The sequence below is a fragment of the Leptotrichia sp. OH3620_COT-345 genome (genome assembly GCF_003932895.1).
In the GTDB taxonomy this organism is placed as follows: Bacteria; Fusobacteriota; Fusobacteriia; order Fusobacteriales; family Leptotrichiaceae; genus Pseudoleptotrichia.
Map to the genome: position 1 here is coordinate 40,664 of NZ_RQYW01000003.1, position 18,065 is coordinate 58,728.

23 protein-coding genes and 1 tRNA gene are annotated in these 18,065 nt (G+C 26.0%); 4 read left to right on the plus strand and 20 right to left on the minus strand.

All coding sequences use genetic code 11. The features are described 5' to 3' along the window. Nucleotides 1–46 precede the first annotated feature (46 nt). The 18 genes from EII29_RS02505 to EII29_RS02585 form a co-directional block, all read right to left on the minus strand. The gene (locus EII29_RS02505) at nucleotides 47–1,948 is read right to left on the minus strand and encodes a type IV secretory system conjugative DNA transfer family protein (protein ID WP_125235976.1); all 1,902 of its coding nucleotides are present in this window, start codon (nucleotides 1,946–1,948) and stop codon (nucleotides 47–49) included. Between the two features lie 111 nt (nucleotides 1,949–2,059). Continuing rightward, nucleotides 2,060–3,505, minus strand: coding sequence for a TrbI/VirB10 family protein (locus EII29_RS02510; protein ID WP_125235977.1), 1,446 nt, complete (start codon nucleotides 3,503–3,505; stop codon nucleotides 2,060–2,062). Between the two features lie 9 nt (nucleotides 3,506–3,514). Next, nucleotides 3,515–4,369: a TrbG/VirB9 family P-type conjugative transfer protein gene (locus EII29_RS02515; RefSeq protein ID WP_125235978.1), complete on the minus strand. Its 855-nt coding sequence runs from the start codon at nucleotides 4,367–4,369 to the stop codon at nucleotides 3,515–3,517. Beyond that, a complete protein-coding gene (locus EII29_RS02520; protein ID WP_125235979.1) occupies nucleotides 4,366–4,875 on the minus strand; it encodes a hypothetical protein in 510 nt (169 codons plus the stop codon). Before EII29_RS02520 ends, EII29_RS02515 begins: the two co-directional genes overlap by 4 nt. 1 nt (nucleotide 4,876) lies before the next feature. Further along, nucleotides 4,877–5,584 carry a type IV secretion system protein gene (locus EII29_RS02525; RefSeq protein ID WP_233573231.1) on the minus strand — a complete coding sequence of 236 codons (708 nt, stop codon included), beginning with the start codon at nucleotides 5,582–5,584 and terminating at the stop codon, nucleotides 4,877–4,879. A 12-nt stretch (nucleotides 5,585–5,596) separates the two neighbouring features. Next, nucleotides 5,597–5,983, minus strand: a complete 387-nt coding sequence (locus EII29_RS02530) for a hypothetical protein (RefSeq protein ID WP_125235980.1) — start codon at nucleotides 5,981–5,983, stop codon at nucleotides 5,597–5,599. Between the two features lie 527 nt (nucleotides 5,984–6,510). Continuing rightward, entirely contained in the window at nucleotides 6,511–6,858 is a 348-nt protein-coding gene (locus tag EII29_RS02535) for a hypothetical protein (protein ID WP_125235981.1), read from the minus strand. Nucleotides 6,859–6,865: 7 nt separating this feature from the next. After that, nucleotides 6,866–7,891, minus strand: coding sequence for a hypothetical protein (locus EII29_RS02540; RefSeq protein ID WP_125235982.1), 1,026 nt, complete (start codon nucleotides 7,889–7,891; stop codon nucleotides 6,866–6,868). Beyond that, nucleotides 7,861–8,370: a MobA/MobL family protein gene (locus EII29_RS02545; protein ID WP_125235983.1), complete on the minus strand. Its 510-nt coding sequence runs from the start codon at nucleotides 8,368–8,370 to the stop codon at nucleotides 7,861–7,863. The genes EII29_RS02540 and EII29_RS02545 overlap by 31 nt, the downstream gene beginning before the upstream one ends. A gap of 80 nt (nucleotides 8,371–8,450) precedes the next feature. Continuing rightward, nucleotides 8,451–9,281: a hypothetical protein gene (locus EII29_RS02550; RefSeq protein WP_125235984.1), complete on the minus strand. Its 831-nt coding sequence runs from the start codon at nucleotides 9,279–9,281 to the stop codon at nucleotides 8,451–8,453. 152 nt (nucleotides 9,282–9,433) lie between these two features. Beyond that, nucleotides 9,434–9,664 (minus strand): hypothetical protein, encoded by a 231-nt coding sequence (locus tag EII29_RS02555; RefSeq protein ID WP_125235985.1) that lies wholly within the window; start codon nucleotides 9,662–9,664, stop codon nucleotides 9,434–9,436. Between the two features lie 183 nt (nucleotides 9,665–9,847). Next, on the minus strand, nucleotides 9,848–9,994 hold the full coding sequence (locus EII29_RS11995) for a hypothetical protein (RefSeq protein ID WP_158612448.1): 147 nt from the start codon (nucleotides 9,992–9,994) through the stop codon (nucleotides 9,848–9,850). Between the two features lie 17 nt (nucleotides 9,995–10,011). Then, complete coding sequence (locus EII29_RS02560) at nucleotides 10,012–10,713, minus strand: BRO family protein (RefSeq protein WP_125235986.1); 702 nt, start codon at nucleotides 10,711–10,713, stop codon at nucleotides 10,012–10,014. Then, on the minus strand, nucleotides 10,703–11,056 hold the full coding sequence (locus EII29_RS02565; protein ID WP_125235987.1) for a hypothetical protein: 354 nt from the start codon (nucleotides 11,054–11,056) through the stop codon (nucleotides 10,703–10,705). Before EII29_RS02565 ends, EII29_RS02560 begins: the two co-directional genes overlap by 11 nt. Before the next feature lie 61 nt (nucleotides 11,057–11,117). After that, nucleotides 11,118–12,137 carry a tyrosine-type recombinase/integrase gene (locus EII29_RS02570; protein WP_125235988.1) on the minus strand — a complete coding sequence of 340 codons (1,020 nt, stop codon included), beginning with the start codon at nucleotides 12,135–12,137 and terminating at the stop codon, nucleotides 11,118–11,120. A gap of 20 nt (nucleotides 12,138–12,157) precedes the next feature. Next, nucleotides 12,158–12,361, minus strand: coding sequence for a hypothetical protein (locus tag EII29_RS02575; RefSeq protein WP_125235989.1), 204 nt, complete (start codon nucleotides 12,359–12,361; stop codon nucleotides 12,158–12,160). Nucleotides 12,362–12,646: 285 nt separating this feature from the next. Further along, nucleotides 12,647–12,970 (minus strand): replication initiator protein A, encoded by a 324-nt coding sequence (locus EII29_RS02580; RefSeq protein WP_125235990.1) that lies wholly within the window; start codon nucleotides 12,968–12,970, stop codon nucleotides 12,647–12,649. Nucleotides 12,971–13,003: 33 nt separating this feature from the next. Next, nucleotides 13,004–13,210 (minus strand): helix-turn-helix domain-containing protein, encoded by a 207-nt coding sequence (locus tag EII29_RS02585; RefSeq protein ID WP_125235991.1) that lies wholly within the window; start codon nucleotides 13,208–13,210, stop codon nucleotides 13,004–13,006. A 125-nt stretch (nucleotides 13,211–13,335) separates the two neighbouring features. Here EII29_RS02585 and EII29_RS02590 point away from each other — a divergent pair, with 125 nt between their 5' ends. The 3 genes from EII29_RS02590 to EII29_RS02600 all read left to right on the plus strand — a co-directional run bounded on the left by EII29_RS02590 (nucleotide 13,336) and on the right by EII29_RS02600 (nucleotide 14,848). After that, nucleotides 13,336–13,686: a helix-turn-helix domain-containing protein gene (locus tag EII29_RS02590; RefSeq protein WP_125235992.1), complete on the plus strand. Its 351-nt coding sequence runs from the start codon at nucleotides 13,336–13,338 to the stop codon at nucleotides 13,684–13,686. A 194-nt stretch (nucleotides 13,687–13,880) separates the two neighbouring features. Beyond that, complete coding sequence (locus tag EII29_RS13145; RefSeq protein ID WP_368665472.1) at nucleotides 13,881–14,057, plus strand: ImmA/IrrE family metallo-endopeptidase; 177 nt, start codon at nucleotides 13,881–13,883, stop codon at nucleotides 14,055–14,057. A 17-nt stretch (nucleotides 14,058–14,074) separates the two neighbouring features. Then, nucleotides 14,075–14,848 carry a phospholipase D-like domain-containing protein gene (locus EII29_RS02600; protein ID WP_125235993.1) on the plus strand — a complete coding sequence of 258 codons (774 nt, stop codon included), beginning with the start codon at nucleotides 14,075–14,077 and terminating at the stop codon, nucleotides 14,846–14,848. A gap of 242 nt (nucleotides 14,849–15,090) precedes the next feature. On the opposite strand, the gene EII29_RS02605 is transcribed toward EII29_RS02600, so the two are convergent. Both EII29_RS02605 and EII29_RS02610 read right to left on the minus strand, forming a co-directional pair. Continuing rightward, nucleotides 15,091–15,165: transfer RNA gene (locus tag EII29_RS02605), tRNA-Cys, on the minus strand. Between the two features lie 630 nt (nucleotides 15,166–15,795). After that, the gene (locus EII29_RS02610; RefSeq protein ID WP_125235994.1) at nucleotides 15,796–16,593 is read right to left on the minus strand and encodes a class I SAM-dependent methyltransferase; all 798 of its coding nucleotides are present in this window, start codon (nucleotides 16,591–16,593) and stop codon (nucleotides 15,796–15,798) included. Between the two features lie 301 nt (nucleotides 16,594–16,894). Between EII29_RS02610 and EII29_RS02615 the strand changes: the two genes are divergently transcribed. Beyond that, entirely contained in the window at nucleotides 16,895–18,037 is a 1,143-nt protein-coding gene (locus tag EII29_RS02615) for an ABC transporter substrate-binding protein (RefSeq protein ID WP_125235995.1), read from the plus strand. The last annotated feature ends 28 nt before the right edge of the window (nucleotides 18,038–18,065 follow it).

Here is an 18,065-nt window from a genome sequence, read left to right on the forward strand (position 1 = left end):
TTTCACCTTTCCTGCACTCTATATAGAATATATAGTGCTTTCAGTTCTATTTTTTCATTCTTTTCATTATTTCCATTTCTGCCTGCATAGCAGGAGTGGGATCAATAGGGATTTTTATTTTGTGCTTAAATCTCTTGTCGTCAAAAAACAGTATTTTTTTAGTTTGTATAGGGTACTTCCCTCCAACCAGCAAAAGAATCTTATCTAACGGAAATCTTCTCATTTCTTCCGCTTTCAGCAATTCCCGTCCGGTTTTTGATATAGTTGAATTTCTTTTTATAATTCCTCCTGAATATGATTTTGAAATAACAGTTTCTGTCCCTATTGTTTTACTGATATACTCTGATGTCTGATTTTCATTTGAAGTATAAAATATCTGATTTTGACAATTTGATAAAAATGCATTGTCTTTTGTATATATTTTGTTCAACTGATCCAAAGATTGGACTACCAACATCATTTTCATTCCATATCCTGCTACATATCCTATTGCCTTTTCTAAAATTTCCATTTTTCCTATACTTGGAAATTCATCAAGCAGCATAAGAAGTCTATGTTTGAATTTAACTGCGTTTTTATTATTTCCTGTATAGTCCATTTCCGGAGTCAGCAATGTAACACACTGAATTATTAGTATCCTTAATAATGGAGCTAATGCCTGCAAATCTCCCGGTTCTATAACAATATATAAACTTATGGGCTTATCCCCTGCCATTAAATCCATTATTCTGAAGTCACTGTCACTTGTATTGTATTTAACAGTAGGAAGCTCAAAAACTGATAATGCAGCTTTTGCAGTAGCAATTATACTTGCCATAGTTTTTTCACCTTTTTGCAAAGTGTCCGCCATTGCTCTTATTACAAACGGATGAAATCCTTTTTTTACAACATCTGCTTCCATAGGATAAATTTCAGTTAATTTTTCCATTATTTCTCTATCTTCAAAATTATTTTTATCAAACATAGGTTTTGTTATTATTTCTGTCATTCTTTTATTTATAGGTTTAGAAGCGTCTGTAATAAAATCAACTACATTTCCCAATCCTGCTTTTCCTCTTGTTCTGTAAAGTTCATACATTATTATTCCTAAAATAAAGTCCGAACCTGCATTTTCCCAAAAAGGATCACTTGAACTGCTGTCACCTATTACAATTAATTTAGCTATAACCTGTGCGTCCTCTATTTCCTTGTCAGTTAAATATCTTATTTCCTGTAAAGGATTAAACTTACAGGAATCTTTTTTCTTAGGAGAAAATTTAAGTATTTTATTTTTAAATTCTTTTTTTCTCCAGCCAGCTGTCATCTGATGATTTTCTCCTTTTACGTCAAGTACCAAAACACTGTCTTTCCAAGTATCCACAAGTGTAGGAATTATTACGGAAACTCCCTTTCCTGTTCTTGTAGGTGCTGAAAGTATTATATGTGTCTTCCCGTTGTCCCTTAAAATTCTCCCGTTATATTCACCCAAGACGACTCCGTTTTCTTCCAATAGATTAAGTTCAAATGCTTTTGCATATTTAGTCGGAAAGAAAAACCCGGAATACCCCAAATCATCAAAATTTGCCCATCTTGCACTTCCGTGAGTTATATCTTTTCTCTTATATTTAAAAGGTAATGCTATAAAAAACCATAAAAGAAATTCTGTAATTAATACCCATTTAAATATATTTTTTGTTTTAATATAAGCATTAGGAGTTGTTTTAAATAAATTAAACATTTCTTTATGCGGAATATACACATTAAATTTTTCTGTTTTTAAAAGTAACCATATATCTAATTGTTTAGGATTACCCATTACCCATGAATAGATAGAAAAAAATACAAATAAACAGGAAACTATAATTACTATTAAAGCTATAACTGTTGTTATAATAAATTTTTTTTCAGTATTTTTCATATTTTTCCATCTTAATTTTTTAATTTCGTTCCATGTTTCTTTTAAATTCATAATTTTTCTCCTAAAAAAAGATAAAGGTATCCCATGAATGTAAGTTCGTCGTCTTACTCATGAAATACCTTTTTGCATCGATATGCCAATCGACAGTTTTCATTTGTTTTTTTATTTTTTTTGTTTTTTCAATGGTTCCAATTCCAGATCTTCATTAACTATAATATTAAATCTGTATCCTTTTCTTATCGTTATTGTAGGTTGTCTGTCAACAGCTCTTTCCAAAATTTTAGCCGTTGCAGCTTCATAAGGAGAACTATTTCCTTCTTCTCCTCCACTTGACACATTTCCATTTAATCCTACTGTAACATTCTTACCTATTTTAAAATGTGTGTTTCCTGCTAATTTATTTGTTATATTTAGAATACTTGAAAAAACTGCATTTCCTATTAAACTTAAAATATGATTGCTTCTTTTATCCTTTAATCCCGAATTCCCCAATCTGTCTGCCCCCTGCATTGCCAACAAATCCATATGATTTCCGTTAGTTAAAATAAGCTTATCAAATACTATTAATACCCTGTTCTGACCGGCTGTAATAGAACTTTCGTATCGTCCGTATAACTTGGAACCCTTAGGGATTAACAAATAATTCCCTGTAATCGAATCATATACATCTTCTCTTACATGTGCTAAAATTGTTCCCGGTAAATCTGTATTAATTTCCGTATCCAGTGTTGCAGGTATTACAGACCCCTGTTTTACTTCATATGGACTTTTTACTTTATTCAGAACATTTCTTTTTAATATATTATTTTTTTCTTCTGAGCCTGAATTCTGTTTCTCATTATTTTTCTCTTCATCTTTTTCTTTACTTCTATTAATAAAGGATAATCCGTTATTACCGCTTCCGGATTTTTGGGGTGTTTCAAATTGAGCATTTTCCGTTTCAGCTATAGCATTATTTATATCCTCAATATCTCTATTTCTATTATTTTCCTGTTCATCAATATCATTTCCCGGAGGTATTTTTGAAATATCTGTATCATCTATTGAAGGAATTGTTGTTCCTGTAGCGGTTTCAACATTTGTATTATCATTTTCTTGTACCAACGCCTTATCTTCATCTTCTTTACTTTTATCTACATCTGTAAGCTTAAAGCTGTTCGGATCAGCTAAATTTATTTTTTCTTTTTTTGTATTTTTAGGACTTGAAACATAAAGTACTATTCCGAAAAGGCTCAAAGCAAAAATCCCTAATATAAACAATAAAAATCTGTTATTTTTTCTTTTTTTCTCACTATAAACTACTTCATCATTATTCAAGTTATTAGTACTATTTTTGTTCTTTTTAAAGTTTTCTGAAGAATAATCTCTGTTTTCGTCTATATTGTTAATATCATTTTTTTCAATAATATTTTTTTGTCTTAAAGATCTTTTTTCACTTATTTGTGAAAATCTATCTTCCAATTCATCTGCCATACCTAGTATTTTTCTCTGTTTTTGAGAAATGCTGTTTCTTAGTTCTTCGTCTACATAGTCATCCGTATTTTTTAATTCCTCTATATCATTTTTTAACTCATTTAATGTTAATTCGGCAATTTCTCTTTCTGTCATTTAAATCACCTATTTCTTTATATCCAATTTTTCTTTACCTAATATAAGTTGCAATCTGTTTACTACCTTGTCAATTATTATTCTATTATTTACGTATCTGTAATTAATTAAAGATAGTTGTTTGTCTTCTCCATAACCATATATAGACGGGGCTTCCTGTAAATTTTCCGGCATAATTAAAATTGTTTTTTCACCGTCATTAAATACTTGAATCGGAGAAAAAGATTTATTCTTATTATAGCTATATCCAAAATTTAACTTATCTATATTTCCGTTTAATTTTATCTCTCCTTTACTCTGCCCTACATTAAATTTCATTCCTGTTGCGTCATAAGGATATTTCCATTGTACAAACGGATTATAATTACTGTCTGTTGATTTCAAGGAAATAAAATAAGTTCTTTTATCCGTAATGACATTAAAATTTGTTTCCAAATCTGAAAGAAGGGGTTTTATAAAAAGAAAAGTTGAATCATCTCCTCCGCCTTTTGTTTCTTCCACTTCCCAATTTTCTTTATCTCCTCCGCCTACATAAATTATATTCTCATCTTTTGAAAACTTTAAACTTGTAGTATGGTTAGGCTTTGTATAAATTTCATAAACGCTTGTTCTGTAATAGTTAAATTCTGTTGCTATATTTAATCCTGCTGCTGCTCGCCCTGAAATAATTGATAACTTTGATTTTATTTCTTCACTTTCTTCAAAATTATCAACAGAATTTTTTCCTTTTAATATCTGAACATTTTTATTATATCTTTGACTTGCTTCTTCCAATTTTTTTATTGCTTTTGAATCACTGGCATATAAAAATGTTCCTAAAAATAACGACAGTATAATCAAACTTTTATTCGTCATCTTCTTCATATTTTTCCTCCCTGTCTAATTAATTTCTTTGTCTTATCTATTAAATAATATTTCTGTTCATAATAATAAGGATAGCCGTATATATTTATTTTTTTTATATTTTCATTTCTTGCATATTCACTGTCAAATAAAAAACTGCACATTATTTTTTTATTTATTTTCAGTTCTTTATATTCTAATTTTTCTTTCAAATATTCGATAAATTCTTTTTCAATTTTATCGTATTTTTCTTCAACTGTTTTCCTAATATTTTCAAGATATTTTGAAAACAGAATTTTTTCCTGTTCATCAGTTTCTACAAAAATTATATCTTCCTGCTTCTCCAATTCTTTTTCCAAGAGTTCCAGATCATTTATTTTTATATCCTTATCACCAATAAAATTTACTAATTCCTTATAATTTTTTTTACAGGAATAATCAAAATCTGTTATCTCGTTTTTTATAACTTTTTCAATATATTTTTTCTTCCATTGAACATATTCATTAAAATATTTTAAGTTCTCCATATTAATTCTCCTGTGTTAAATTAAAATCAGTTATTATCATTCCTATAGGATTTACTGATACCTGTTCTTTATTCGGAGTAAAAAAGTTTATCTTTAAAATTGAATTTAAATTTCTTCTTTGTGTTAAAGTCCCATTTTCATTATATTCTTTTTCTCTCCATCTCACCTGATACGTATTTTTAGTTTCCGGAATAGCTGAAATTGAAAGTATCTCAACTTCTCTTGTTTTTTTCAAATCAAAGAAATTAATTACTCCTTCATTTGACAATATACTTTGTACTTTTTTTTGAGTTTCGGAAGTTAAGAATAAATTTGTATTTTTTATAGTTGATTCAAAAATTTTTCTATCCAGTGTTATTGTTCTTGTGTCAGCTATAAATTTTTTTAAGAAAAATTCTATTTCATTTTTTCCGATATTCAAAGTATCATTCTTATAAATTTCTGTACTTACCGGTTCTCCTGTGTTTTCTTTTACTCTTAATATATATCCGAAACCTTTTTCTTTTTTTCCTGACAGATACACAGAATATCCGACTGAAATAACCGTTGAAACTAATAATATAAGACAGGTTGCTGACAAAATCTGTATTATCTGTCCCATATCCACATATCTTTCAATTCCCATTCTCAATTTATCCTGATTCCTGCTTGTCGTTGTTATATTTTTTTCGGTTTTTCTCTTAATTTTTCTTATACTTTTTATATTCACATTTTACTCCTCCTAATATTTTACGATCATTCTAAGTCCAATCTCGGCTGAATTTATAAGAGTTCCTCCTACTGCAACAGCTCCTTTTTCAATGTTAAATCCTACAGCAAATAGGAAAATCCCTCCAAGTAATTTAATTGCTATTTCTCCAAAATCTCCCCGATTAAACATCTGAATTAATCCCCAAATAAATAATCCTGCTCCTATTACCATTAAAAGATATAAAGTCATGTTTTTAAAAAGTACTATATAAGATACAAATTTTTCAAATCCATCGGCTGCCACTTCTGTTGTATTTGAAAAAGAAATTACTGTTACAAATAAAAATAGTAACATTATCATAATTTTCTCTTTCGGTAATTTTTTGAGACTTCCAAATTTTACTTTTTCTGTTTCCATTTTTACACTCTCCTTCTTTAATTTATAAAAAAATAAAATAAAAAGGTACTTCACTTGAGTTCGCCGACTCAAATAAAGTACCTTGAATGTTATCCCTGATAACGGTATTTTATAATTTTATATTCTATTTTATTTTTAGATTTTTAGAATTTAACAATTTTGAAGCCTCTCTTCATTAGAAATATCTGCTTTTTATTTTTAATATTTTTAAAAATAAAGACATCCCTAAATTTTTTGTTAAATCTTATATTATCTTAATTTTAATATACCATATAATTTTACTTTTTTCAAGTGAAAAAACAAAATATTTTTTTATTTTATGACTACTCTGACACCCTATAATTTATTACAATTATTTTACAGAAAATTTTCTTTTGTTATACTTGTAGCCCCTTGTGGGCAGACCATTTTCAGCAAAGCTGAAAATCACGTGTGTTTCTCACCAAAGGTGAGAAACAGGTAAACGTGCAGTGAAAAATTCACGTGTTTTCATTTAACAAAAAAAGGACATTTTTTGCCATGCCCTTTTATATGAACCGTTTTATTGTTAGGTCTATTAAAAAATAACATACACATATCACAATCGAATATCTCTTTATAACTTCTATAATCCTTTCATCCTTAAATTTAAGCTTTTCATGTTCCAGTATTTTCAATGAAATGAAGAATAATCCACATATATTCAGCATATAATTTATATTTTTACTGTAAAGAAGATACAGATACAATCCCAGATAAGTATTTATCAATACTGAGAAAGTTATGAAAAACTTCCTATAATCGTTATCCGTTTTCCATTTCTTGATATCTTTCATTTTATACAACAGCAAAAATTCTAAAATTCCGATTGTACAAAATATTATCAATATAATCATATTTTTATTACCTCCATAATCCCACTTCATATTCTTCATCAAAATTAATGTACTTGTAATCTAACAATATAAATTCTCCATGTTTTTGAATCTGTTCCTGAGCCTTAACGTCATTAATCTGTTTTTTTCTGACCCTATTTATTGAAGCAATATTTTTTCTTATATTACTATTTTCAGATTTTATATTATTGACTTTTTTATAATTCCTACTTTTCAAATTTTCCTTTATCTCATTTTTGTTTTTTTCCAGTTTTGTCATTTCATTAAATTTTTCTTCTCTTAAGTCAGTTCTTTCTATGTATGCCTTATACAAATTCTTTTCATCTAAATTTTTAATTTCTTTTTCTTTTAACTTTTCAACGAAAATTTTATCCATGATCTTTTTTTCTTCTATTTTGAATTTTAATACATTCATATATTTTCCTTTTAACTCTAATTTTTTGTCGGGAATCTCTTTTTCATGTTTTTCTTTTAAAAGATTTATATTTTTATCAATTATTCTTATCTTATTTTTTATATTTTTCTTTTTATCTTCTCGGACAGTTTTTAATTCTTTAAATAATTTTCTTTTTTCATTTTTAAGTTTGTTCGCTTCTCCTTTTGAAAGAATATCTAAAGCTCTTGTTTCCAAATTTTTATCCAGTATATTTTTACTTAGTTTGAATATTTCCTTTTCTATACTTTCTTTTTCCGTTAAAATCTCTTCAAAAGTTTTATTGTCACATTTTTCTTTTTTTTCATTGTATTTTTTGCTAAAACGTTTCTGAAAATATATTTTATCAATTTCCTCTCTTAGTTTTTGATCTTCCTGTAATTTATCATTTTTAATCTTTTTATTTAAAGAATAGATGTCATCTTTACTATGTCTGTAGTTAAAATTAATTGCTTCTCTGTTAAGTTTTTCAGCCTTATATAACTCATTATTTTTTATTGCTGTATCTCTCTGCTTTTTCAAACTGTCGGCTGATACTTTTTCGATTCCTTCCGCTTCTAAATAAAGATTTAAATGTTTTTCCCAACTTTTTCTAAACATTTTAAGAATTTCTTTTTTTTTAATCCCTCATCTTTTTTAGCTCCCCCTAATTCAGGCTTTTCAGAATTATATCTTTTAAAAAACTTTTCTTTTTTTCTTTCTATTCCATCTAATTTTCTATCGCAGAACATAACATGAGCATGAGGTTGCTCCCCTTTAGGATTATGCACTGCATAGTTATATACATAATCTTTTCCGAATATTTTCTCTAAAAATCTTTCTAATATTTCTATATTTTTTTCATTTGAAAACTCTCTCGGTAAAGCTATTTCATACTCTCTGTAAATATTTGCATTTTTTCTTTCGTATCGTACTGCACTTTCCCAAAAATCTTTTATATTTTCAAAATCTTCCGGAAGATTGAATGCCTTACTCTTTACAAAATCATTTTTATATTTATATTTATCAACTCTTTCTATATACTCTAAATGTGAAAGCACTTTCTTTCCGCATTTAGCTTTGAAATAATAAATTGCCATTTACTTCACTTCCTTTTTATTATCTATTTCTATTATTATAAATAAAAATCACAACCAAATTAATGATTGTGATTAACATATTAAATTTCTAATCTTTTAACTTCATGTACCTTCAAAATATAGTATTTTACTTTATTTTTTTCTTTAATTTCTTTCATATCTACAATAAGTATATCTTGTGAACTAAGAAATATTTCCCCTGCATGAAGTTTTTTTAAAAAATTTTTATCCCAAATAGAAACTTTTATAGTTTCATTTTCAAAGATTACATCCCATTGTGAATTCCCTTGAAAAGGAACTTTATATAATCTTAATTCTGTATTTTCTAATAAAATTTCCATTTCTTCTTCTACTTCTTCTATTTCTTTTTCTTCAATTGACATTACATTTATTTCTTCTTTTGACAGTTCTAATTTTATACTTTCATTAATAGAATATTTTATATTTTCTCTGTCTTTTAAATTTTTTACACTCTTTTTTATTTCTTTCTCAATATTAGGACTTGACAGATATAAATTTATAGTTTCAATATTATAATTGTTAACTTCTCCATAATAATTTGTTACATCTCCAGTAGTTGTATCTATTTTTTTAGGATTTTTCCCTTTTAAATCTCTTATTAATTTTATAACTTCTAAAAATAATTTAAGTGTTGCTACTGCTGTTATCACATGTCCCGTTATTTTAAAAATTTCAGGAGTTATAGCAGAAAAATCTAAAATAACTGATCCTTTCTCAGAAGCTTTAAAATTCAATTTAAAATAAGAATTCTTTGCTGTTATTGATGTTATTTTTGATAAGGTATCGTATGTTCCTTTTAAAAATTCTGAAAGTTCCTTTGCATCAATTTCATCAGAACCACCAATTTTTATTTTTAAATCTGCTTTAGTCTCATTGTACATTTTCCACATTTTATTTCCTTCCTTTAGGATAATATATTATATCCTAATTTTTTAAAAATGCAATATTATCACAATAATTATTTAAATGCCATTGTCCTATATTTTCATTTTTTATATTATTAATCATTCGTAATATTTTTATTTATAATTCTTTTCTACATCTAAATTTGACTATTTCTTCTTGTTATTAGATATTCTATTACTCCATTTCCCTGTGCAAGAAGCATTCCTTTTTCTACAAGCAATGGCATTGTATCTGCTCCCTGTTTTATCATTTTTGTTCTTATTTCTTTTGTTAGTTGATGTATTTCTATTTTTTCTCCTTTAACAGCTTTTATATATTTTTTTATATTTTCACAATTTTTACAACCCTCTTTAGTGTATAGAATCATTTATATATTCTCCTTGATTTTTTTAAATTTTATGTTATAATCAAAATATAGTTTTAAAACTATACCCACAGCCTCTGTGGGCTTTTATTATGCTATAAATTCCGGTTACTACAATAAGTAATATTGGAAAATATCCCAATATTTCCTGATAACTTTCATTGAAATATCTCCTTTCTTAATCTTTTAGTAATTAATTATACAACAAGAAACTTTTATAACTTCATTTTCTTTTTTTACTTCTTTTCCTGTTTCATAAAAGTATGCAGCAAAAATAATTGCAGCTATAGAACCCATTATCAACCCTATCAAAAACATTATAAAACTTTTCATATTTCTCCTTTTCTGTATTATCTTTCTATTTTTAATTCACTTAATTTTTCAAATATATATTTTTCTCCTTTAGAAGTCCACTTCAATATGTATTTTCCGTTTACTTTTTGATACTTTATATAACCTTTATACTTATGCTCTCTGTATAATTTTAGAATTTTTCCTTTTTTATAAATTAATCCAATTTCATTCAATTTTTCTAAAAACTCTTCATAAGGTATTTCATATATATCTGCTAAAGATTTTGTTGTAATATATTCTCTATTCGTATCAAAAAAAGTTTCATATTCCTTAACTTTATCACTTAACAGAAGAAATTCTTTTTTTGTAGCCTCCAATATGCTTTCTACCCTTTTCCGAATTTCAAGTTCATTATCTGAAGCTTTTACATAAATATATCCTCCATGTTTTCTAACCGATTTTAAAATCTCCTTGACTTTTTTCTTAAATTCTTTAGCTTCAGGCTTTCTACTTAACATTAGTACTTCATACAATCCTTCTTCTGTCAGATACCATTGTTTATAAGGAACATTATTGTTTCCATACATTGTTATTAATTCCTTTTCTTCTGCTTCCACTGGTTTAAGCATTTGACTTACATTGCTGTTTTTTATTATTTTAGCTATTTCATTAGCGTTAAATAAAGGTCTTTCATAATCACCGTATATATTTATATTTGTTCCTATGACTTCAGTATTCTTGATTATTTTAAGATTCATTTTCAGTTCCTCCTAATTTTTTTAAAATATATATTACATCTCCTAATTTAGCTAAATAGGAATTTTCATTTTCTTTTAGATTTTGATTATTATTTTCTATTCTTATAAGTTTATATTTTTCACTTATCCAAATAGTTATAATCATTTCATCAATTTTATGTTCAATCTTCTGCTTAATTTTCAAAAATCCCAATAACTCATTAAATGTGTTATTTCTTTTTATTTCTTTATTATCACACATTTCAGTCCATTTTTTATAACCCGTTTTTTCTTTATTTTTTCTTGTGTCCCTATAAAAGAAATAAAGTTCTCCATTTTTTTCTTTAAAATAAAACTGTTTCATTTTTTCTCCTTTCTTTAGTTACATATAATATTTATATACTCTCTATACACTGTATATAGTCCTAATAAACTAATTTATTTATAACATCTCTTAATTCTTCTATACTCCAATGAGTATAAATCCCGTCCGTAATGTCTTTTACCTTATGTCCGACAATATTTTTTACTTTTGAAGCTGGTACATCTTTTATTCTTCTCATTTTGGTTATAAAAGTATGACGTATTGAATGTAAGTTTCCTTCAACATCGTATTCCTTTAAAATATTATTGAAACGATTTTTTAAAGTGCCATAGTCATCTTCAAAAAACATTTTTCTTTTTTCACTCATATATTTTTTTACAATGGGCAGAACTAAATTATGAATAGGTATCCGTCTATTTATTCCCGCTTCTGTTTTTGAACCTGTTATTAAATACTTTTCTTTTAAATTTATATTTTCATTTTCTATTCTAAATAAATCAACACTTCTCATTCCGGTATAAAAAAGCAGTAAAACCATTGCAACATATATATTGTTTGTACACTCATAATTTTCCCATAACATTCTTACAAACTCATCTTTAAATATTACTCTATCAACTGTTCTTATTATCTGGTCGGAAGATTCTAAATATAAAGAAATATTTTCCTTCACTATACGTTGCTTCATTGCTTCCACATAAATTGATTTTAAAACTGTTAAAGCTGTTCTTCCTTTGTTTTTAGGATAATTGTTCAATCTATTCTGATAATCACTATAATCTAAAGATATAAATGAATCTTCCAAGATTTCCTCAAAAATTACGGTGAAATCTCTACAATATCTATTGAATGTTTCTTCTGTTTTAATACTTTTGGCATGTTTTGATATTTTCCATTTATTAAATAGATCAACTAATTTCAATTCAGAATACTCTATATTCAAATTTCTGGAATTATATTCACGCAACATCTCCTGTGCTTCTTTCTGTGTTCTGTAGCTTCCGATAATAGGTCTTTTATATTTCCCATTTATCAAACGGGCAGGTTCTCTTACAATCCAAGGCTTTCTAGATTTTTCTTTTCGTTTGTAAACACTCCCTGTTCCATTAGCATTCCTCATTATTTTTCCTTTCACTTTATTTAAATATTATGAGCTTTTTCTTTGTATTCATTAATGTACTCTATCGTTTTTAACGGATCAAAATGATAAGAATTTCTGCCCGATTTTCCCTTTATAACTGTCACAAAGTTGAATGTCCCTGATATAGCTAATTCTTTAAACTTGAAATAGGTCAAACCCAATTCGTTAGACACTTTTTTCACTGTAAATCCGTGCTTTCTCATTATCTTCCTCCCTATTTACTATCTTTATAATTTTTTTATTTTATGCTATAATTTTTTTAAACACTACTTGAGCATTCAAATATATACCTAAAACTTAAAATTTTAAAATATCATCTTTTTTAATATCTTAGTCTTTTAATATTTATATTAAGATATTCTTTTGTTATATATTATTTATTCTTATTATATTATTCTTATTAGGGTCAAATTTTTTTACCAGTCTAGTCAAATTTCTTTACCGGTCAAATTTTTTTACCAGTTAAATTTCTTTACCGGTTAAAATTTTTAAATGATATTAGCTAAATAATAAATATTAGATTCTCCCGACTCCTTTACTGCCTCAAGTAATTCATTTTCTATTAATTTTTTGAAAGCAGATATTATAGTCGGTTTACTTACTTTCATTTTTTTAGCCATTTTCTTCTGACTTGCATAAAAATAAATTTCATCATTACTATTTATCCAATTATTTTTTAATGATAATCTCCAATTTTCAAAGCAAAGCATATATAATTCTCTATCAACAGGTCTTAAATTAAATTCATATATCTTTTTTGGCATTTTATAAAATTCATTTTTCTCTAAGTCATCTAATTTTATTCTTTTCATTTCTCACCTTACCCCTCAACATTTTGCAACTTTTTAAGTTGTTCTAAGATTAAAAAAAATCACAATTTCTTCATTAGATAAATTATAAACATCTGAAATTTTTCTTATTTCATTTGCTTTAAATTGAAATTTAGCATTCAATTTTTTTGATAAAGTATCTTTATTTATTTGAGTTTTTTTTGATAGTGATGTAATATTATCATCATTTTCATACATTTTTAAAAATAATTTCTTATACATATTTTTCCTCCAAACTTATTAAGTTATTAATATTATAACACTTTTTTGCAACTTGTCAAGTTATTTTTGTCTTATACAACGTTTTTTTTTCTTTTTTTATGATAAAATGAGAAAAGGAGAAAAATATGGATAAGCATATAGGACTAAAAATTTTAAGATTAAGAGAAAATAAAAAATTAAGTCAACAACAATTGGCAAAAAAATTATCAGTAAAACCACAAACAATATATAAATATGAAAACGGAATTATAAAAAATATAAAATATGAAACTATTGAAAAATTAGCTAAAATTTTCAATGTTTCTCCGCAATATCTTTTAGGACTGGATGATGAAGAAAATATTGTTCCTACAAAAGAGGAATTGGAAAGAGGAAGTATGCTTTTTTATCAAAATAAAAAAATTTCTGATGAAGATAAAGACGAGCTATTTAAAAAAATTCAGGAATATTATTTTAAAGAGCGATTAAAAAAATAAAGTTAAAATTAACTAATATTAGTAAAGGGATTCAAATTTGAAAGATTCACATATAAAAAATACTGTTAAAAATGTTATAGAAGCTGTACAAACAAAAAATATATACAAGTTATGTGACTACTTCAAAATTTCTATTCTACCATGTGATTTTAAAAGTCAAAAAGGATTAATAAGTTTTTTCAATAAAAAATTTTATTGGAATCAGTAAAAATCTTTCTTCAGATATCAAAAAAGAAGTTTTAATACATGAATTTGCTCACTTTATACTCCATAAGGAAATATTAAAAAACAATAGGAGTTTCAAAAAATCACATGAAAAAGAAGCGGAATTATTTGTAAAATATTTTATAAAATATAAATTTAAAAAATAATAGGGGAATTTATTATTATGGAAGAAAAAAGAGAATTTATTGATCATAAAGATCCCAATGTCTTTTATGTAGCTAAAAATTATTCTATCATATTGGAGGGAATCACCGCGGATATTAAAATTTCTAAGGGGATGTGTTCATTTATTAAAGAAAAATTATCAGGAAAATCGAATTTTATATCTTCTTTTAAAGCAATTGTGCCGTACATAGATTTAGAATATATTAATAAAACTTTTAATTTATCTTCTTCTGAAAAGCTATTTATAATATCTTCAAAAGAAATTTATGAAAATAATGATGAAGTTAAAATTAGAAGAAATAAAAATAGAAAATATTTAGAAAGCAAAATAAAATACACCTCTGTTTTTGATATCAATGGGAAAAAAAAGTTAAGTAAAGAATTTACAGATAAAACTCTTAATTTAATTACTTTTAAATATAATTCAAAAGCAAAAGATATAGTGAGGAATGAAAAAAATTTTTTTAATATACACTCAAAAATTTTTTTGATAAACAATGAATTTGCCTTTATAGGTTCCGCTAATCTAACTTCAAATGCTTTGACAAATAATTATGAAACTTTGTTTTTTATTGATAAAAATAAAAGCAGTGAAAATAAAATTTTTATAGATAAGTTAATTGAATTCTTTAATAACATTCAAAATGAAAAAAATATTGAAACAGAAGAAATATTCTTTAATGATCAGAACATACAAGAAAATAATAATATAGAAAACGATATTAAAAATTTATCATTTATAAAAAAGTTAAAATTATTATTTAGTAAATAAAAATCCGAATTTTATTCGGTTTTTTTATTTACTATCTTATATATTCGGACTTTTAAATTATACTGTAACCATTAAGTTGTCAATATGTTGTCAGTATGTTGCCAAATAAATTTAAATAATAACAAATTTAAGTAAATTATAACAAATTATAGCTATCTTCAAAATATCATAAATAAAATAAAAATGTGCAATTCAGTATAAATACTGTCTTGCACTATATATCCATTTTTTAGTTATATTAGTGGAGGCGACAACCAGATTCGAACTGGTGTACAAGGTTTTGCAGACCTCTGCCTAAGCCCCTCGACCATGTCGCCATTAACTTGTTCAGTATATCACTAATATTTTTTTTTGTCAAATTTTTTTATCGTTCATACTCATCTTTTCACATATTTATTTCTTTTAGACAATACACAATTCATTAATTAACAAAAAGTTTTTAGCTCTATATTAAATATTAAATGAATTTAACTAATAAACACAATGTAACAAAAACAACTGATAGTCAAATTAATTTTTTATAATTAGTCCGATATAAGATATTTATAAATATAGAAATAATTAAAAACAATAATAATTGATTGGAAATTATTCATATTAAGTTTTTGATCCAAAATATATAAATGTTTCCTCAACAAAAAACTATTAAAAATATCATTTTTTAGCTTTCTGTTCCAATAAGTTCATCTACTAATTTTTCATTTGACTTAATACTTTTTTCCAGCAGCATTTTCATTGTATTGATCAACTCAATCTTTTCTTGTTATAACATCATCAATTTTTTCGACAATACTTTAAATCATATAATCTGATATTTTTTTAAAATTTTTATTCCTTTTTTAGAATACAAAAATTACAAACTCCAATTAAAAATATTAAATTTTTACTATTTTCATATAAATAAATAATACTTTTTAATTATTAATTTTTTAAAAAATATTTACATATTATTTTACTCCATATGTGTATATACCCAAACGATTATTATACAAGTACATAAATGGAATTATCCATTTTTTTGTAAATGGAAGCATTTTTTTCATTTTAACTGTAAAATTTATTAATCCTACCTGTTTTATTTTCGGATTTAATTTAACTAATTCACTTCCATCTTTTACTCCCCATTTAAATTGAGCATTCATTTTCTTTAATGTATCATGTTTTTTCTGCATTTTTAATGCTCCCAAAGAAAGTAAATCAAATTGGGCCTCAAATTTTTCAAAATTTTCTGTAAGTATTTCAAGAAATTTTTTCACTTCCTTTTCTTCGAAATACATTAATACTCCTTCTGAAATAATAAGTACTTCTTTTCCATCAATTCTTATATTTTCAATCCATGAAGGATCCAATGCCGATTTTGAAATATTTATTACTCTTTCATTTTCGTCAAAGAATAATCTTCTTTTTTGAATTACTTCAGGAAAATCTAAATTATACCATTGAATTTTCCCATTATCTATTCTTTCAAAACGTGTATCAAATCCACATCCTATATAAATAACAACACAATCAGGATTTTTCATAATAAAGCTTTGAGCCTTCTCATCCATTGTTTTTGCCCTTGCCAAAACTCCATAATAAGAAGTCCATCCGTCCTTAAATTTTGAAAAATCATAATCTATTTTTGACATTATCTCAGCAGATTTTTTATCTTTTAGAACGGATTTTTCTTTTTTAAAATCTTCACCTCTTATATATAGAGGTATAAGTAATGTTTCCATTACTCCTTCTAATTTAATTTTCATATTACCTCCATTCTTTTAAATCATTTAACCATAAAACGATTTTAATGTCAATTTTTTTTATTACAGTGCTATAAATATTTTTTTCTTACTAAAATCTATATTCTTTAAGTATAAATTTATTAGATTAATTGTATCATTAATAATACATATTTTATTTATATTATTAATTGTGATATACTTCCAATACATAATATATTATCCTGTAATTTTTACAGTTATTAAATATAGATATTACAAATTGCAAACTATATTCTGTAATTAAGACAGTTTAAAAATAAATTTATAGAAGGAGAAAGAAAATATGAAAAAGTTATTGTTACTGATGTCATTACTTGTTGTATTTATCCTCAGCTGCGGCGGAAAAAAAGAAGCTGCTGAAAACGGAGAAAAGAAAACAGCTGAAAGTGATGTAATTAAAATAGGAGTTATCGGTCCGCTTACAGGAGAAGTGGCTCAGTACGGAGAAGCCACTATTAACGGTTTTAAATTAAAAGTTAAAGAAATAAATGAAGCGGGAGGAATAAACGGTAAGAAAATAGAACTTGTTATTTCCGACAGTAAAGGAGATTCAACCGAGGCTGTAAATATATTCAAAAAAATGGTTTCTCAAGATAAAATCAATCTTGTAGTAGGAGAAATTATCTCATCCGCTTCACTGGCAATTGCAGACTTGGCACAAAGTGCAAAAGTACCTATGATTACACCTACAGGAACAAACTTCGATATTACTAAAAGTAAAGATTATGTGTTCAGAACAACATTTACCGATCCTTATCAGGGAGTTGTAACTGCAAAATATGCACACTCAAAAGGAATTAAGTCCGTTGCCGTTTTGACAAACAGTTCAAATGACTATGCAGTGGGGTTGGCTACATCATTTAAAGAAGAAGCCGCTAAAAACAGTATAACTGTTATTGAAGAAAAATATACTAAAGACGACAAAGATTTCAAATCTATCCTGACTAAAATAAAAGGACAAAATCCTGAAGCTGTATTCATACCTGATTATTACAATACAATCGGACTTATACTTACTCAAGCTAATGAACTCGGACTGAAAACTCAATATTTAGGAGGAGACGGTTGGGACGGAATTCAGACTAACTTCGGTGCTGCTGCTGAAGGTGCAATATTCGCGAGTCAGTTTGCTCCCGATGATACTGCAGAAGTTGTTCAGAAATTTATAGCTGCTTATAAAGCTGAATATAATGCAGAACCTATTGTTTTTGCAGCTTTAGGTTATGATACAGGTTCCATTCTGGAAGCTGCCTTAAAATCTGTAAAAGATTTATCACCTGCTTCAATCAGAGAAGCAATTGCAGGAACAAATGCTACTAATCTGATTACAGGAGACTTAAAATATGATGCTGAAAGAAACCCTGAAAAAAAAGTTACATTTATAGAAGTTAAAGATGGAAAACTGGTATTAAAGGAAAAACTGTAATTTTAGTTACATTTATAAATAAAATACT

Bases quoted from the DNA above. Each gene is read 5' to 3' on its own strand.
- EII29_RS02585 (WP_125235991.1), bottom strand. From the start codon at position 13,210: ATGTATAAGAAATTATTTTTAAAAATGTATGAAAATGATGATAATATT.
- EII29_RS02570 (WP_125235988.1), bottom strand. From the start codon at position 12,137: ATGAGGAATGCTAATGGAACAGGGAGTGTTTACAAACGAAAAGAAAAA.
- EII29_RS02590 (WP_125235992.1), top strand. From the start codon at position 13,336: ATGGATAAGCATATAGGACTAAAAATTTTAAGATTAAGAGAAAATAAA.
- EII29_RS02600 (WP_125235993.1), top strand. From the start codon at position 14,075: ATGGAAGAAAAAAGAGAATTTATTGATCATAAAGATCCCAATGTCTTT.
- EII29_RS02580 (WP_125235990.1), bottom strand. From the start codon at position 12,970: ATGAAAAGAATAAAATTAGATGACTTAGAGAAAAATGAATTTTATAAA.
- EII29_RS02615 (WP_125235995.1), top strand. From the start codon at position 16,895: ATGAAAAAGTTATTGTTACTGATGTCATTACTTGTTGTATTTATCCTC.
- EII29_RS02540 (WP_125235982.1), bottom strand. From the start codon at position 7,891: ATGTTTAGAAAAAGTTGGGAAAAACATTTAAATCTTTATTTAGAAGCG.
- EII29_RS02575 (WP_125235989.1), bottom strand. From the start codon at position 12,361: ATGAGAAAGCACGGATTTACAGTGAAAAAAGTGTCTAACGAATTGGGT.
- EII29_RS02550 (WP_125235984.1), bottom strand. From the start codon at position 9,281: ATGTGGAAAATGTACAATGAGACTAAAGCAGATTTAAAAATAAAAATT.
- EII29_RS02535 (WP_125235981.1), bottom strand. From the start codon at position 6,858: ATGATTATATTGATAATATTTTGTACAATCGGAATTTTAGAATTTTTG.
- EII29_RS02610 (WP_125235994.1), bottom strand. From the start codon at position 16,593: ATGAAAATTAAATTAGAAGGAGTAATGGAAACATTACTTATACCTCTA.
- EII29_RS02530 (WP_125235980.1), bottom strand. From the start codon at position 5,983: ATGGAAACAGAAAAAGTAAAATTTGGAAGTCTCAAAAAATTACCGAAA.
- EII29_RS02520 (WP_125235979.1), bottom strand. From the start codon at position 4,875: ATGGAGAACTTAAAATATTTTAATGAATATGTTCAATGGAAGAAAAAA.
- EII29_RS11995 (WP_158612448.1), bottom strand. From the start codon at position 9,994: ATGAAAAGTTTTATAATGTTTTTGATAGGGTTGATAATGGGTTCTATA.
- EII29_RS02565 (WP_125235987.1), bottom strand. From the start codon at position 11,056: ATGAAACAGTTTTATTTTAAAGAAAAAAATGGAGAACTTTATTTCTTT.
- EII29_RS02560 (WP_125235986.1), bottom strand. From the start codon at position 10,713: ATGAATCTTAAAATAATCAAGAATACTGAAGTCATAGGAACAAATATA.
- EII29_RS02545 (WP_125235983.1), bottom strand. From the start codon at position 8,370: ATGGCAATTTATTATTTCAAAGCTAAATGCGGAAAGAAAGTGCTTTCA.
- EII29_RS02510 (WP_125235977.1), bottom strand. From the start codon at position 3,505: ATGACAGAAAGAGAAATTGCCGAATTAACATTAAATGAGTTAAAAAAT.
- EII29_RS02555 (WP_125235985.1), bottom strand. From the start codon at position 9,664: ATGATTCTATACACTAAAGAGGGTTGTAAAAATTGTGAAAATATAAAA.
- EII29_RS02515 (WP_125235978.1), bottom strand. From the start codon at position 4,369: ATGAAGAAGATGACGAATAAAAGTTTGATTATACTGTCGTTATTTTTA.
- EII29_RS02505 (WP_125235976.1), bottom strand. From the start codon at position 1,948: ATGAATTTAAAAGAAACATGGAACGAAATTAAAAAATTAAGATGGAAA.